Raw genomic sequence first — 16,103 nt, 5'->3', positions numbered from 1 at the left:
AAATTAGTTATTAGCTTTCGAGACTTTGGAGCTTTTCTGCATAGATAGCCGCTCTGACGTCCCAGCTGTTCTGATCAGCCAAGGTACGTAGCCGCTCACGATACGCCTGGTCATTGCAGGCATTGAGGGCTTGGCGGATCGCCGTGGTGAGCCCGGCAGCGTCGCCACCGGAGAAAACCACTGGATAAACCGTGCACTCGTTCATATCAGTAGTCACAACAACCGGCTTCTCAAGCGCAAAGTACTCATAAAGTTTCAGAGGAGATGTAGATCGCGCAACATCGCCCGGCTTGAACGGAATGAAGCAGGCGTCAAACAAGCGGGCGGACGCAGGTAACTGGGCATAGTTGACCGGACCAAGATAAAGCACATTCGCGCGCTGCGGCAACAACGGGACGCAACCGCTATAGTCAGGCCCGATAAACACGAACCCCACATCCGGCATCCCCGAACAAACCTGCTCGATCACCTCGTACCATAGCCAGGGGGCGATGGCACCAAAGTAACCGACTACCTGTTTGTAACGGCCTCTGAATTCGGCAAGTGCTTGGGGAACAGTGAAGCCTTGTTCCTGAGACGCACGATAATGACTAACGTCTACGCCGTTCGGGACGCAGACACAACGCCTGTCCCCACACTCTGCCAACGCTTCGTTGTGCAGCACCGTAGCCGAGGACACGATGACATCAGCATCCCCTTCAAATGCTGCAGCTTTCAGATCAAGCAATCGACGGATGGCGCCCTTGCCACCAGAAATCGAGGCGTCTATATGGTCGATGTACTCGTAAACTACACGGCCCCGAGTACGCGCGACCGCCATAGCCTCACGAGTGGCCAAAAGCGAAGTGCTGTAGAAGCAGCGCACCGCACCGGGAATGGCATTCACAGCCGTATCATTGGCGATCCATACATTCTCGGCCACTTGTCTGAAGCCCAGAACGTCATCACCCGTTGTCTGAAAGACAACCAGACAGTTGAGACGGCCCAGTGCCATTGCCATGTGATGTGGACGCTGAAACAGCGTTATCCCCCAATCGACATTCGCTTCGAAAATGACGACAAGACGATAACTGGTCGCGTTCAGCACCTGGCTCTGAAACTCGGCGCCTGTCAGGTCTCCGGCTCGGATCGAAGTGCGCACGCTACGGCTGCGCAGCCAGCGAACAATCGCATGCCGAACACCGTGCAGCCGGTTACGCAAGGTAGCGGGCAACAACCAGAAACAACAGCGAGCCAGTGAGTGCACTGAAATACGTGAACGATTGGCCATTTAACCGAGCTTCATCGCAAGAGGTTCACTCACCTGAAGTGTTTGACCACCGATCAGTTCCTGAACGAGGTTCACGTAACTTTGGTAAGTGCGCTCTTTGTCGAGCCCTTCAAGCTCACGTTCCGAGAATTGCGGACGAACGCCATTGTTCAGGACACGCAACATGGCCTCGGCCAGAAGCTGTTCGAACTGCGCGTTGGAGCGCATCTCGGTAACGCTTCCGGTGAATTGCGCCATGTCATAAACAGGATCGACGAGCTCAATACCAGCATGCTTTGCAAAGTGCGACGCACAGCCAACATTGGACATTGCAACCGGAATATTCGCCTTGATCGCCTCAAGCAAAGTCAGTGGCCCGCCTTCGAAAAAGGTCGCTGAAGTAAAAGCATCAGCCATGGCCAGGTATTCATGAACATTGGTCGCAGAGCCGCAATATGTCACGCGTTCCTGCAAACCGTGCGCCTCGACATAGGCGAGCATCTCGGCGAGCAACTGCGGTTCGTAGACCGGCCCCAGAATGAACAGGCGAAGCTTGTCACTCGAGCGTGCCGCAATCTCGAACGCCTTGATGGCGCCCAGATGATTTTTCTGATGATTGATCGACCCGATGTCAATGAATGCAAATTCATCGTCGGCAATAGCATACTGCGCACGCAAGCGAGCACGAGCAGCGTCCTGATCGAGTTCCTCGAATGGCTTGAAGTCAATGCCGTTGGGAATGACCACGCAGCTCTGTGCAGGCACGCCCAGACGAGCAACGCTGTAATCCTTCACTTGCTGTGATACCGCCACAAAGGCACTTGTCTTCTGCGCTACCGAAGCAAACTCCTGACGCTGCTGATCGTTGAACCACATGTAAATGTTGTGGATGACCTGCACAAACCCAATGCCTTTTTCGCGGTAGACATCTGCGCCACTAAACGAGTAATGAGCCAAGACAAGTTTGGGTTGCAACTGGTCGATCAACTCGCCGTGGGACTGCGCCGAGTAAGGACGGCACACCACCATCTGCCCTGTATCGCGGGCCCGTTGGACTGCCGCGCCCTGAGTGCCCTGAACAAGCAGCACAACACGCAGCCCGGCCTTGATCATTGTCTCGTTCAGATCAAGTACAACGTTTTCCAGACCGCCAGCCTCAAAATTATCAACTTGAACCAGAACGTCGCAGGTTGGCAGAGTTTCATGCACAACGTCGTACGCAGGGTTAACGTCGACTGTCTGGACCAGCGGTCGTGACTTTCCCAGGATTGGACGCAAATCGCGCCAGACCTTGCGTGCAGCACGCCCTTGGAGGGTACCCGCAGGCAGCACGCGCCGCGCGATGTCGGCAACGAACTGGCGCACATTTACTTTTCGCATATTCAGCCTGCGCGTGTTACGAACCGGCGGCGTGAAATAGGCAAAGATCTGGTCGGCGCCCGTCTGGCGCACTTCCTTCAATCGTTCGTAAACCGAAAGGTTCGCTTCTGCCAACGCCACACGCTCTGCTTCATCAGGCAAATTGCCGGCGAGGAAGTTCTCCAGAGTGATGTAGCGCATCCCCAACGTCTTGAAATCACCAATGTCTTCGCAGTCGACGATCGGCACGATACCCATTGCAAGGTATTCAACAAGCTTCGTCGGGCAGGCCGCACGGTTGACGATGATGTCTTCCCGAAGGATGAAACCGTAGTGGCATTGCGGATAAAGCGTCATCAGTTCAGCGTGGGTTTTACCCTCGACAGCCACAGACCCCAGCAACTCTGCCGGCAGCATGTCTTTGACAATCTCAGGCTCCGGGCAATAAAAACGATGATTACACCGATCGGCAGTGCGGATGATTGCATCAATCATCTTTGGAACCTGCTGCCACTTGTGCAGGCCACCTGCATAAACCACAACCGGCTTGCCGTCGATAAGCGGACGGGTTGCGTGTGTCGGGGTGAAGCGAGGGAAGATCGGAAAAGAAACCGAACGTGCTTTCAGTGCCCCTCGAAACTTCTGCTGCAGATAGTTCTTCATCGCTTCGGTTACAACGATGACGATACCGGCCTTCTGTACGGCAAGCCGCTCTTCCTTCTCGTAAAGAACAGCACTGAAGAAATCGTTGTGCATGCGGAATTCTTCAGGCACAACACCGTGAATATCCACAGCCTTGCGAATGAATGGCAGATGCATGAGTTTGCCAAAGCGGTTGTCGTACATGCGCAACACGCTGTGGAAATAAATCTTCCGGCAGCGCAGAACGGCCATCAAGGCCAACATGCGCACGAGCATTCTGCGCTTCTTGGAACCATTGATTCGCAGCACCAGCACATTAGGCTCAGGCCGATCAAACCAAATGTTGCGCCCCTTCAGCTCGTCACTTTCGACGTAGACGCGCCACCGATCAGCAAACATGCGATCGACAATCTGAATACGCTGAAAGTAACCATCGCTTTGACGCTCAGGGTAGAAATACCCACCAAAGAAGACGATGCCATCAAATTTCAGAATGAAATCCAGGCTGCGGCGTACGAACCACAGCAACCGGCCCAGACGCGTTTCCGGGCGCGCAGAAAACGCCGCAGAAGTGGCAGGTGGCGGGAGGTCGACGCCGCGGGTACCGTCCTCGGCTGGGGAAGTGATGAACGTGTGGATGGCGAAATTGCAATCAACCCGCTCATAGACCCCGGTCGCAATGGTTCCAAGATCCGATTTGAGCACAGCAGCCTCGCCGGCCTGTACGACCCCACCCGTCAAGGCACGCTGAATACGTGCTACGACCTCATCCCAGAGAGAGATCAAGTCCGCATAAGCGCGCGCAGAAGACACCGCCTTCAGGAGCGTCTCCGGCACCACACGACCCTGAGCGAACAACGCCTCGGTCAGCTTGCTGAATTCCGATTCGAAGTAGCTGATCTGCTTGCCAAGATTGTCTACATACAGCTCAAAAAAAGGAGCTTGAAGAGGCAGCAAGTCTTGATGCGAAAGCGCGAATTCGACGTCCATTGCAAAAGAGACGATCGGCTTCTCCGGTCGGCGGCGCCAGGTTATACCGTGCTTTTGTTCCAGGTATGCCTTGTTGCGCTGCGCTCGCTCGCTGAAATACTGATATTGCAACTGGCCAAACGATGCCGATCCCCAGTGGTGGATAAACACATCTCGTGCCAGATGAATTTCATAGCCGGCGTTACGGGCGCGCAGGCAGTAATCGTCATCCTCAAATCCGCCCGGGAAGAATGTATCGTCAAGCAGACCGATTTTTTCAAAGGCAGCCTTGGACACCAGAACGCAGAAGAACGTTACGTCCGTTTCAACCAGATTGCCTTTCCAGGCTGAATTCCAGCGCTCGGCAAAATTGGAAACGCGCTGATATACCTTATCGTGCAGAGTCTCTGTGCGATGGTCCAGACACTCAGCAAACTCCAACTGATAGTCGACAGGAACACATTGTTCGCCGTCAGCCTTGTTAGTGACCGCACTGATAAGGTCCGAACCGCTTGCCAACAGATTGTCCAGCCAGAAATCCGTGACGATGACGTCGCTGTTGAGCAAGCAGATATGAGTAATTTCTTCGTCGGCAAGAAACTCGGAAATACCGACGTTGTTGCCGCCGGAAAAACCCAGATTGGTATCTTGCTCGATGTAGCGCCACGAGGGCCCCACTTCAGCAATATGATGGGACATCGCTTCGCGAATTTTATCTCGTTCGCCAGACTCTGAAGCGTTATCGACCAGTAATACTTTGTAGGCGGATTCGTTAAAGGCACGTCGCATACTCGCCAACGTGATCCTGACTGCCTCAGAGGCATTGTAAGAAACAATGACAATCCCGGTTTTCGTGACTTTGTTACTCATTTCCCAACTCTCCGGACAATCCCACGCAGGATTCTCTTCCATAACGACCGCAATGAGCCCTGGCGGCTTAGAGCCAGCAGACGATTGATCTCGATATCTCTTTTGGTAATTTCCTGCAGAAGATCCAGCGAGGCGTTTCCATCGTCTGCACTGAGTGCGGCCAGTAGACGAACGATTTCTGCATCCCTTTTGACAATTTCGTCTGCAAGCATCTGGGAATGAGCATCCAGCGTCCTCACTTCCTGAGCAAGACTCTGGGCGTGCTTGTCTTGTGCGACGACTTCGCGAGCCAGCTCGTGAGTTCGGCTTTCCAGCGTGTTGACCTGCTCAACCAGCCCCCGGCACGCGGAATCTTTCTCTCCCAGTGCAGCCATGAGGCTACTGACTGAGTTGCTCACGTCGTGGAGCTTCTGGTCATGCTCAACCAGCTGACGCTCAAAGAAGCCGCTGGATTCCTGGTAAACCAGGCCAGGGCGAAGCGCAACACTGTCCAGAACGGAAAGCCTGTAAGCGGCTCGCGACGCCTTGTCCAGCAACTGAGCCGCTTCTGCGAGCCCAAACGGCAGTGGCGATTGAGGATCACCACTGATGTTCAACCAAGACCCACTGACAAGACGCTGCACCTCGGCTACCGCGCGGACCAGGTAGTTTCGTGCCGCGGACTCATCGCCGCGAGCCACGGCAAACTCCGATAACCATTGCAACGCATCGACGACCTTGTTGCCAAGCAATGGGCTGTAAGCCATCACATCAATGCTGGCGCACGCAGTGAAACACTCGATTGCGTCCTGGAAGCGACCGTGTCCCCGTGCAAGTTCGCCACCGGCAAAGAGCAGGGAGACCTGCCAACGCAACTGGTGTGGAGACGGATTGGCAATAGCTGCAAAACGTCGAATGTCAGTCAAAAGCGCTTGATAGCGTTCAATCGGCAGATCAATCAACTTGGCCTGGTTATAAACCTTGCCGCATAGCGCTGCACCGTAATCAACCGAATCCGGGGCGGCCGTGGCCAACACCCGATCCTGCATCGTTTGCAACAAAGTAGCCGAACGCGCGCGCTGGCCCTGAGCAATCATTCCACGCACCAACCAGGGGTTCTGGTAATCGCGGGCAAATGCGCTGACCGAGAATTCAGGCGAGTCCGGCAATGCCCATTGAGTTTCCTCATACGGCACCGACGCCCCTTCCAGCGGATCGGCCATACCCAGCAACAGGACCCACTCCGCTTCCTGTTCAGGCGTGCGGTCGACCGGGACAGTCTCCCATTTACGCGGGGAGTGGTGGCACTTCATAGCACCACCCGCCGTTTGCAACATGCCTTGCTCCAGCAGGAAATGCGTACCGCACTCCTCCACTAGTCGATCCCAGGTATAAACATGCAAATGGTGAGGATTAGGATCTTTACCGGTTTCGTCTGCCCAGTTATTCGGAGCGCAGACCATCACGCGACCACCCGGTTTGAGTACGCGTTTCAACTGGAGCAGATATTCCATTGGCTCGGGAACATGCTCGATTGTTTCGAATGCAGCAATGAAGTCGATGCTGTTATCTGCAATTGAGCTGAGCGCTTGAGCATCACCGACCTCGAACTCGACCTTGCCTGGGCGACCGTAATGGGCATTGGCATAAGCGATACCAAAATCACTCAGGTCAACACCCAATACCGATTGGGCCTGCGAAGCGGCATACAGCATGTGACTGCCATAACCAAGGCCGCACGCAACGTCCAGCACACGATCGCCCGGGCGCACTAATTCGGCAGCCTTCTGATAGCGAATACAGTGCGCGTCACCACGTCGCCCGACCTCACGCAGCATGTCCGTATGGAGCAGTCGCTCTTCAACCAGAACAGACAGGTCGTAATGGCGCAGCGCCTCGGCAGGCACCTTCTCCAGCAATACGAATATCTGACGCCCGTCTTCGTTCAGCGCTTCATAAGGATTGATCTGATAGTACAACTCGTGCTTTCGGAACCCGGCCTCGAAACACTGCGCCTCCCACCAGTCACGTTTGGCGGTCGTCAACAGAGAACGCTCGCCCTCTTCAACAGACGTTGTTATCTGCAAAAAAACGTACCGGGAAGAAACGCGGTACATCTCACGCAAAGCCGCCGGAACATCTTCAGGATGAAGATGCTCCAGACAATTGGTGGAAACTACGGTGTCAAACTGGCCGTCAGCGAACGGCAACGATAAGGCCGAGCCTTGGCTGAACCGCTCGGGAAAGCGTTTGTTGGCGGCTTCAACTGCAAGGGACGAAACATCCACCCCAACAGCATTGATGCCCAACGACAGGAGTTCTGAAACCAGCCCTCCCAGACCGCAACCGATATCCAGCACAGAGCCGTTACCGCAAGTTTTAGCAACCCACTTGGACGACTCGTGAAAATCGCCATTGCTCTCACCCGAGGCAATCACGGCTTTCCAGTAATCGTTATTGAGCGAGCTGTAATCAATCGAATTTGTTGGACTCATCATTACCACCTGGCGGCCATATGTAAGTCGGATATTCCACCGAAAAAGTATTCATCCTGCCGCATCAGTGTCTGGAAAAACGCTGCTTCATCTTTCCAGTGCAAAATTCTTTGGGCGGTATAGTCAGGCTTGCCTTCATAGGAAATGGATGCCTGAATCTCATAGAGGTTCGAACCTAAAGAGCAGTCGCATTCCAGCCAGACATGGAACTGCTCTCCGGCCTTGAGCTGACGCTTCCAGAACAGCTCGCCCTCACGCAGTCCGGCCAGAATCTGCATATCCTGGTTCAAAGTGCCCCAGGAATATATTTTTATCCCCTCACGACTCCGAATACGCACGCCAACGTTGATGCTGTCGGTATCAATATGCGAAACACAGTTGACTCGAATTCGAATGACGTCGCCGGGATAGAAAACCGCGCACGGCTCGTCATCGACGCCAAACGTGCCGACAGACAACACTTCAACGCCCCCGTCTCCGAAGGACATCTGATCAGCACGTCCAGAGACAGCTGGCGCCTGGCTTTTTTCCGAGGACTCGCTCGACTCAGGTGCCGACTCCCCTTCGCTGGAAGCGTTCGAGTCAGCGGACTGAGGAGCCGAAGTCGGAGCGGGAGCCTTGTCTGGGGCAGGCTGCATCAGCTTGGAGAAATAATCCGACTCTTCCTGATGCAGCAGTTTGCGATAATCGAGCAGGACCTGGGAGGCAGAACCCATCGAAACTTCTCGGCCACCCTTGAGCAGGATCGCACGATTGGTCAGTGTTCGAACCGACTCCTGATCATGGGATACAAACAATAGGGTCACGCCATCGGAAAGCAGCTTTTCGATCCGGCCAAAACAGCGTTTCTGGAACAGCGCATCACCAACAGCCAGCGCCTCGTCGACGATCAGAATGTCGGGCTCGATTTGAACCTGCACTGCAAATGCCAAACGTACCAGCATGCCGCTGGAGTAGGTCTTGACCGGTTGATCGAGGTAATCGCCGATATCGGCAAAGGCTGCAATCTTGTCAAAGCGCTCGTCGACCTCATCATGGGTCATACCGAGCAACATGGCGTTGAGATAAACGTTGTCCCGGCCGGTGAACTCGGGATTGAAGCCCGATCCCAGCTCTAGCAGTGCCGCGACTCGGCCACGGGTTTCAACAGTACCTACCGTCGGAGCGATGGTTCCTGTGATCAACTGGAGAAGCGTACTTTTCCCGCTACCGTTGCGGCCGACAATACCAAAAGCCTCGCCTTTGCGAATGTCGAACGAAATGTTCTCCAGAGCCCAGTACTCGCGGCAAAACGACGACGGTTCACATCCTACTAACCGTTGAATCGGAGGAATAATGAACTGCTTTAAGCGGTCACGCGGCGTCGCATAAATCTCGTAGCATTTACCAAGACCATTTACGCGGATCGAGTACTCATCAGAGGACATCTGCAAACCCCTTTCGTGTCTTCTGGAACCAAACAAAACCAAACCATGCAATTGCACAGGAGATCAACAGATAGAGCCCCCAAACCCGCCAGTCCATAGACTCTCCCCAATACATGAGACCTCGCGTTTGCTCGACCGCGACAGTGATGGGGCTGACTTGCACTACTGCCTGAAAGCGCTCTGGCAAGCTTTTCAGCGGATAAAAAACCGGAGACAAGAACATCAGGACCGGTACCAGCGTACTGATGACCTGCGCCACATCGCGCAGGTATACCCCGAGGGAAGCCACGAACCAGGTGACCCCGAGAGTCATGAGGGCCAATGGCAAAAGTACCAGCGGGAAGAACAGCACGCCGAGATGAGGCACACCGTAGAAGATCACATAGAAAACCAGCCAAACCAGAAAGTTCACTATCAGGTGAAAAAGTGCAGACCCCAGCGTCACGATGGGTAATATCTCCAATGGAAATATCACTTTCTTTACATAATTGACATTCGACAGGATCAAACTTGGGGCGCGGTTGATACACTCTGAAAACAGGTTAAACACCATCAGACCGGCAAACAACACAAGTGCAAACTCAGCCTTTGAATCGCTTCCGCCAACCCAACGAGCCTTGAACACAACACTGAATACAAAAGTATAAACAGCCAACATAAGGACAGGGTTAAAAAAAGACCACAACAACCCCAAAACAGAGCCGCTGTATCTTCCGGCAATATCTCTTTTAATCAGGCTATATATCAAACCACGATTTTTACTGATAGAATGAAACAATGTAACGGGGGATGTTGAGCGAACAGCGTGCGGGTTCATGCGTAGCCCTTTGTGTTTTCTGTCAATTTCATTTTTTCTTTCGACCATCGAGGCAAGTTAACAGCGGCAACCGCTACGAAAACACACCGGAATCGGGAGTTCCTGAAAACCATTCCCTGCGTGGGAATCGCGCCCGGGCATAAAATGTGACCGACATTAGCTTCCTTGACCAAAATTCGAACGCCCCACAGTTTTAACGACAAGACTCATGAGCAACAGGGTCAACCTCGTCGAAACGTTTCCAACGCGCGCCTTTGCGATGCGAGCGACAAATAAACCGTCATTCATCGTGTAAAAACTCCGATGAACGGGGCATCCACAGTATCAAAATAGTCGGCAATCCTAACAGGTTTGGCCATCCCCGGACAATGGCAGGACGGGCAGCGGTCAAAGCTGACGCATTATCATTGAACCGAGACACAAGCGCTCCGAAAGGCTTCAGATCTGCAATTCGGCTTTCCCGGCACTAAATCTGAAAGCGAGAAAAACCAATGGCAAACAGGTTGCGATCAAACCTGTAAAACCATCCAGATAACCCTTTGCGACCAGAACCGCCATAGGAAATACCCAAAAAACATTTATACAAGTCACACCCAATGTAACGACCTTGTGACTGGCAAAATGCCGGGAAGCATATTGATAAGCGTGACTGCGATGAGCCTGATAAATCTTCTCTCCTCGCACAAGCCTTCTCAGCAACGTCACAGTTGAGTCCACTGTAAAAACTGCCAGGAGGATGAGCCAGCCCCACATCAACGCGGAGTTACTCCACGCCACATAAAGCGAAAGAACTCCCAGAACCATACCCAAAAAGCCACTTCCGGCATCGCCCATGAAAATACGGGCCGGAGGAAAGTTCCAAAGCAGGAATCCGGCCACTGCACTGGACAAAAACAAACTCACAAAAAGTACAGACTGATTTCCGGCCATCAACGAAATAACACATCCTGCCAGACAGACAAAAATAGCCTGAACACTTGCAATCCCGTCAATACCATCCATGAAGTTATATAAGTTCAGCATCCAGACGAGATAAATGGCTGCGAGCACACTTCCCACCCACCCCAGTTGAATGCCCATGCCGAACATGGAAACAGGCGCCATACCGCCCATCCAGCACAAAGCCCAGACAGCGGCAACAAAATGACCCAGCAAACGCCATCTGGCCGCGATATGCCCATGATCATCAGCAAAACCGATCAGCGCCACCAACAGGCCAGAGCCAAGCAAACCGTAAAACAGGTTGAACTCAAGCAATCCAAAACCGTAAAGCGCGGGAAGGGCCAGAACAAAGGAAACGACAATCGCCACCCCTCCTCCGCGGGGAGTAGGGACTACGTGAGAACTACGCTCATTGGGAATATCCATCAAACTCTTGGCCAGCGCATAACGGCGCAAAACGAAGGTCAGCCCCCAAGAGACAATAAATACCGCCGCCAACAGCCACCACACATTCATTTGGCGCTTGTATCCAGAAAATGATTAACAGTTTGGCGCATCGCACGATCTACGCTGACCGGTGGCAGCCAACCAAGCAACTCGCGATTCTTGTCGATATCAACCTGCAATGAGCCACACAAGCGCTGAACGACTGCCTGCATGCCGAACATTGAAGCCACCAGCTTGAGCAACCATTCAGGGACCGGCAGCAGCCGCGCCCGCCTCCCGAATGCCCGGGACAACCGATTCAACAGCTGCGAGGTGGACAGGTCCTCACCATCACTGACGAGAAAAACCTGATTGGCTGCTGCCGGATGATCGATACAGGTGACGATGAGGCTGATCAGGTTTCCTATCGACACCAGACTTCGCCGGTTCCTCACCGCCCCCAATGGCAGCGGAATACCTCTGCGCAGCCATCCCAACAGACTCATGAAGTTGGCCTTGACCCCCGGCCCATAAACCAGTGGCGGGCGGATGATGACGATCTCCATGCCGGTTTCGCGCCCAAGATGCTTCAACGCCTCCTCGGCTTCGTACTTGGAGATACCGTAGGGATCCATGGGAGATGGAAGATCATCAGCCCTGAAAGCCTTACCCGTCGGAGTGCACTCACCATTGACCTTGATTGAGCTGATAAAGATGAAGCGCTTGACCCCCGACTCCGCCGCCTGCCGGGCCAGCTTTAGTGTTCCTTGTACATTGATGTTGCGAAACTCGGCCAGCGCATCCGCAGCCTCCTCCCGCATGACGTGCACCCTGGCCGCCGCATGAACCACAACCTGAATACCCGCAAAAGCCGGCAAGACTTCGGCGCGAGCCAGATCGAAGGGCATCACGCGACACAACCCCAGCAAGCGAGTAGCCCCCCGCGCGGCCGCAACTGGACAAAAGCGCCTGTCGACCAACAAGTGCATAACCAGGGCCTCACCCACAAACCCAGTGGCCCCGGTGACTAAAACATTCAGGGGCATCATCTGACTTTCGTTCCTATGACCGCGGTTGCCCAGCAAATGCAAAAGAAGAATACCTTGTCACGCCGCCGTCGGCGGCAGCGCCAGGCGCTAAATGACAGACGTAACAGTTGCGTGCGGCGCAAACTCAGCCACCCCCGCACAAATGGATCGGTTTCCCGCCCCACCAACCGGGCTATCAGCTGCACCTGACTGAACCACCATCCGTCATGAATCGTCTTGTAACGAGATATCAGGGAACTGAGCCCTTTATTGGCACCGACCTGGTTACGCTCATGCTGGCGATATTCCATGGACGGCCGGGGATCGATATACCAGCTAAAACCATGACTGCGGGCAAAGGCATAACAGTACCAATCGTGCAAACTGACATCTTGCAGTAGCTCCCAATTGGCAATCATGGAGGACTTGAGCACTTCAATGACCTTCTTGCTCATCACGTAAGTGCATCCGGGCCCGGCGGCCTCGAACAGGAAGTCCCATTCAACCTGCGGCTGAGCCTTGTTCAATAGATGAGCACCGCCATTCGGCCAAATTGCCGTGACGTTGCTGGAGTAGGCATCGAATTGGCGCTCACGAATGACGCGAGTCGCTCGCTCCAACTTATCGGAACGCCAGATATCATCTTGATCAGCAAACGCTACGAAGTCGAAGTGATCCAACTCGACGTCGCGAACCAAACGAAAAAAGTTGCGCGCCGCTCCACCAAAAATTCCGGCCGGTGGCAAAACAATCACTGAAGCATGATCATCCGCATACTTTTCGCACCAGACTTCAGTGCCATCCGTGGAGGTATCAACACTGATATAAACAGTGACATCAACGCCTTCCTGAGCAAGGATCGAAGTCAATTGCTCTTCGATCCAATGCATACCGTTGTAGGCCGCCAGCAAAACCGCAATTCGAGGATGCTTTACTGACATGCAATCCCTGCCGCACCGATTAAGCGCTTCATCTTCAAGGGGCCTCCCTTCCAATCAGCGTGAAGGTGAGTCCAGCAGTTTCTGCAGGTATTGCCCATATCCGGTTTTTTTCAATGCATCTGCCTGGGCACCCAGCTGCTGCGTAGTGATCCAGCCATTGTGATAGGCGATCTCTTCCAGGCATGCGACTTTCAGGCCTTGGCGCTTCTCAATGGTATGCACAAAGTGGCTCGCTTCAAGCAGTGAGTCATGAGTACCTGTGTCAAGCCAGGCAAAACCGCGACCAAGCATTTCGACGTTCAGAGTCTGCTGCTCAAGGTAGGCACGATTGACGTCGGTGATTTCCAATTCACCACGTTCCGACGGTTTGATGTTCTTGGCGATCTCTACAACCTGGTTGTCGTAGAAGTAAAGACCTGTAACTGCATAGTTCGACTTAGGCTTCAGTGGTTTCTCTTCAATGCTCAGCGCCCGACCAGTTTCGTCGAACTCAACAACACCGAAGCGTTCCGGATCGGAGACGTGGTAGCCGAATACAGTAGCGCCACGCTGTTGATTGCTGGCGGAGCGCAAGTTGTCCGAGAAGTGCTGACCGTAAAAGATGTTGTCGCCCAGGATCAGGCAGCAAGGATCTTCGCCGATAAACTCTTCGCCGATAATGAACGCTTGTGCAAGACCGTCTGGACTTGGCTGCTCGGCGTAGGTCAGCTTGATACCGTACAGGCTTCCGTCACCCAGCAACTTGCGGAAACACGGCAAGTCTTCAGGCGTGGAGATAATCAGGACTTCACGCATGCCCGCGAGCATCAGCACCGACAGCGGATAAAAGATCATCGGCTTGTCGTAGATCGGCAGCATCTGCTTGGACACTCCGAGCGTCAACGGATGCAGACGCGTACCCGAGCCGCCGGCGAGGATGATGCCTTTACGATTTGTCGTGCTCATTTATTCAGAACTTCCCTAAGCATTCGGGTTACGCCACTTTGCCAATCCGGCAAGTGTAGAGAAAAATTGTCACGCAGCTTCTGAGTATTCAAACGCGAATTCAGAGGGCGGCGCGCAGGTGTTGGGTAAGCCGTCGTTTCAATCGGATTGATCGCCGTTACGGCGAGCTGCTCGCCGTTGTCTTGGGCGAAGCCGATCACATGGCTAGCATAGCCGTGCCAGGACACTTCGCCACTGGCCGCCAAGTGATACAAGCCCGACAGCTCGGGACGTTGCAGAACTTGTTGAATGGCCAACGCAGTCACGTCGGCAATCAGGTCTGCACCCGTCGGGGCTCCGATCTGGTCGGCGATGACGCTCAAGGTTTCGCGATCCTTGGCCAGACGCAGCATGGTCTTGGCGAAGTTGTTGCCGCGAGCGCCATAGACCCAGCTGGTGCGGAAGATCAGATGCTTGCAGCCCGACGCGGTAATCGCCTGTTCGCCGGCCAGTTTACTGGCGCCGTAGTGATTCACCGGGGCGACTGGATCTGACTCTTGCCACGGCGCAGAACCCTGGCCGCTGAAGACGTAGTCAGTCGAGTAATGGATCAGCCAAGCACCTAGTGTCGTGGCCTCTTCGGCCATGACCTGGCTTGCCTGACCGTTCACACGGTCGGCCAGTTCGGTCTCGGACTCGGCTTTATCGACAGCGGTGTAGGCCGCAGCATTGACGATGACGTCGGGTTTGACCTGGCGAATCGTCGCGCGCAAGGCATCGAGATCGGACAGATCGCCGCACAAACCATCGACAACATGACGGTCCAGGGCGATTAACTCACCCAGCGGCGCGAGGGAGCGTTGCAGCTCCCAGCCCACCTGGCCGTTTTTTCCCAGCAGAAGTATTTTCATGCCTTGTTCGAACGATCCGCGTAGTTCTGATCGATCCACTGCTGATAGCTGCCGCTCTTAACGTGAGCTACCCATTCAGTGTTGTTGAGGTACCACTCGACCGTTTTGCGGATGCCGGTTTCAAAGGTTTCTTCCGGCGTCCAACCCAGCTCACGCTGAATTTTACTGGCATCGATTGCGTAACGCTGATCGTGGCCCGGGCGGTCCTGAACGTAAGTGATCAGGCTGGCATGTGGACGGTGAGCAGAATCGGGACGCAGTTCGTCGAGCAGTGCGCACAGGGTATGCACCACTTCGATGTTTTGCTTTTCGTTATGGCCACCGATGTTGTACGTCTCGCCGATAACGCCTTCGGTCACGACTTTGTACAGTGCACGAGCGTGATCTTCGACGTAGAGCCAGTCGCGGACCTGGTTGCCTTTGCCGTAGACCGGCAGCGGCTTGCCTTCCAGTGCATTGAGAATGATCAGCGGGATCAACTTCTCAGGGAAATGGCACGGGCCGTAGTTGTTGGAGCAGTTGGTGACCAGGGTCGGCAGGCCGTAAGTACGGCTCCAGGCGCGAACCAGGTGATCGGAACTGGCCTTACTGGCGGAGTATGGCGAACTTGGCTGATACGGCGTGGTTTCGGTGAAGAGGTCTTCCGGACCTTCGAGGTCTCCGTAAACTTCGTCAGTCGAAATATGGTGAAAGCGGAAGTTGGCTTTACGCGCGTCATCCAGCGCCGCCCAATAGTGGCGTGCAGCTTCCAGCAAAGTATAAGTGCCGATGATGTTGGTCTGGATGAATTCAGACGGGCCAGAGATCGAGCGGTCAACGTGGGACTCTGCGGCCAGGTGCATGATCGCATTCGGTTGGTGTTCACGCAGAACACGGTCGATTTGATCACGGTCGCAGATGTCGACGCGCTCGAACACGTAACGCGAGTTCTGGCTAACTTCGGCCAATGACTCAAGGTTACCGGCGTAAGTAAGCTTGTCGACGTTTACGACAGAGTCATTAGTGTTGGAGATGATATGACGAATGACTGCCGAGCCGATAAACCCGGCGCCGCCGGTTACTAGAATTTTCACGCGAAACGATACCCTTGAGTTACTGACAGGGCCGCCAACCGAGCACTGTCT

Annotated in this window: 11 protein-coding genes; all 11 read right to left on the bottom strand. The window is 54.2% G+C overall.

Translation table 11 applies throughout. The annotated features are described in order from the left end of the window. Window positions 1–10 precede the first annotated feature (10 nt). The 11 genes from KGB03_RS25830 to rfbB all read right to left on the bottom strand — a co-directional run bounded on the left by KGB03_RS25830 (window position 11) and on the right by rfbB (window position 16,052). A complete protein-coding gene (locus tag KGB03_RS25830) occupies window positions 11–1,270 on the bottom strand; it encodes a hypothetical protein (protein ID WP_223529828.1) in 1,260 nt (419 codons plus the stop codon). Next, window positions 1,271–5,089: a glycosyltransferase gene (locus KGB03_RS25825; RefSeq protein WP_223529825.1), complete on the bottom strand. Its 3,819-nt coding sequence runs from the start codon at window positions 5,087–5,089 to the stop codon at window positions 1,271–1,273. After that, a complete protein-coding gene (locus tag KGB03_RS25820; protein ID WP_223529823.1) occupies window positions 5,086–7,563 on the bottom strand; it encodes a class I SAM-dependent methyltransferase in 2,478 nt (825 codons plus the stop codon). Before KGB03_RS25820 ends, KGB03_RS25825 begins: the two co-directional genes overlap by 4 nt. A 2-nt stretch (window positions 7,564–7,565) precedes the next feature. Next, window positions 7,566–8,990 (bottom strand): ABC transporter ATP-binding protein, encoded by a 1,425-nt coding sequence (locus tag KGB03_RS25815; protein WP_223529821.1) that lies wholly within the window; start codon window positions 8,988–8,990, stop codon window positions 7,566–7,568. Further along, window positions 8,980–9,807 carry an ABC transporter permease gene (locus KGB03_RS25810; RefSeq protein WP_223529819.1) on the bottom strand — a complete coding sequence of 276 codons (828 nt, stop codon included), beginning with the start codon at window positions 9,805–9,807 and terminating at the stop codon, window positions 8,980–8,982. Before KGB03_RS25810 ends, KGB03_RS25815 begins: the two co-directional genes overlap by 11 nt. A gap of 438 nt (window positions 9,808–10,245) precedes the next feature. Further along, window positions 10,246–11,265, bottom strand: coding sequence for an MraY family glycosyltransferase (locus KGB03_RS25805; RefSeq protein WP_223529817.1), 1,020 nt, complete (start codon window positions 11,263–11,265; stop codon window positions 10,246–10,248). Next, window positions 11,262–12,224: a UDP-glucose 4-epimerase family protein gene (locus tag KGB03_RS25800; RefSeq protein ID WP_223529815.1), complete on the bottom strand. Its 963-nt coding sequence runs from the start codon at window positions 12,222–12,224 to the stop codon at window positions 11,262–11,264. Before KGB03_RS25800 ends, KGB03_RS25805 begins: the two co-directional genes overlap by 4 nt. Further along, entirely contained in the window at window positions 12,221–13,144 is a 924-nt protein-coding gene (locus KGB03_RS25795; RefSeq protein ID WP_223529813.1) for a glycosyltransferase, read from the bottom strand. Before KGB03_RS25795 ends, KGB03_RS25800 begins: the two co-directional genes overlap by 4 nt. A 54-nt stretch (window positions 13,145–13,198) precedes the next feature. Then, on the bottom strand, window positions 13,199–14,089 hold the full coding sequence (gene rfbA / locus KGB03_RS25790) for a glucose-1-phosphate thymidylyltransferase RfbA (RefSeq protein ID WP_223529806.1): 891 nt from the start codon (window positions 14,087–14,089) through the stop codon (window positions 13,199–13,201). Continuing rightward, window positions 14,086–14,979: a dTDP-4-dehydrorhamnose reductase gene (rfbD, locus tag KGB03_RS25785; protein WP_223529797.1), complete on the bottom strand. Its 894-nt coding sequence runs from the start codon at window positions 14,977–14,979 to the stop codon at window positions 14,086–14,088. The genes rfbA and rfbD overlap by 4 nt, the downstream gene beginning before the upstream one ends. Then, a complete protein-coding gene (rfbB, locus tag KGB03_RS25780; RefSeq protein WP_223529795.1) occupies window positions 14,976–16,052 on the bottom strand; it encodes a dTDP-glucose 4,6-dehydratase in 1,077 nt (358 codons plus the stop codon). The genes rfbD and rfbB overlap by 4 nt, the downstream gene beginning before the upstream one ends. Window positions 16,053–16,103 lie beyond the last annotated feature (51 nt).

Source organism: Pseudomonas sp. BF-B-26 (assembly GCF_019956495.1).
Classification (GTDB): domain Bacteria; phylum Pseudomonadota; class Gammaproteobacteria; order Pseudomonadales; family Pseudomonadaceae; genus Aquipseudomonas.
This window is presented reverse-complemented; position numbering and strand designations above follow the sequence as displayed.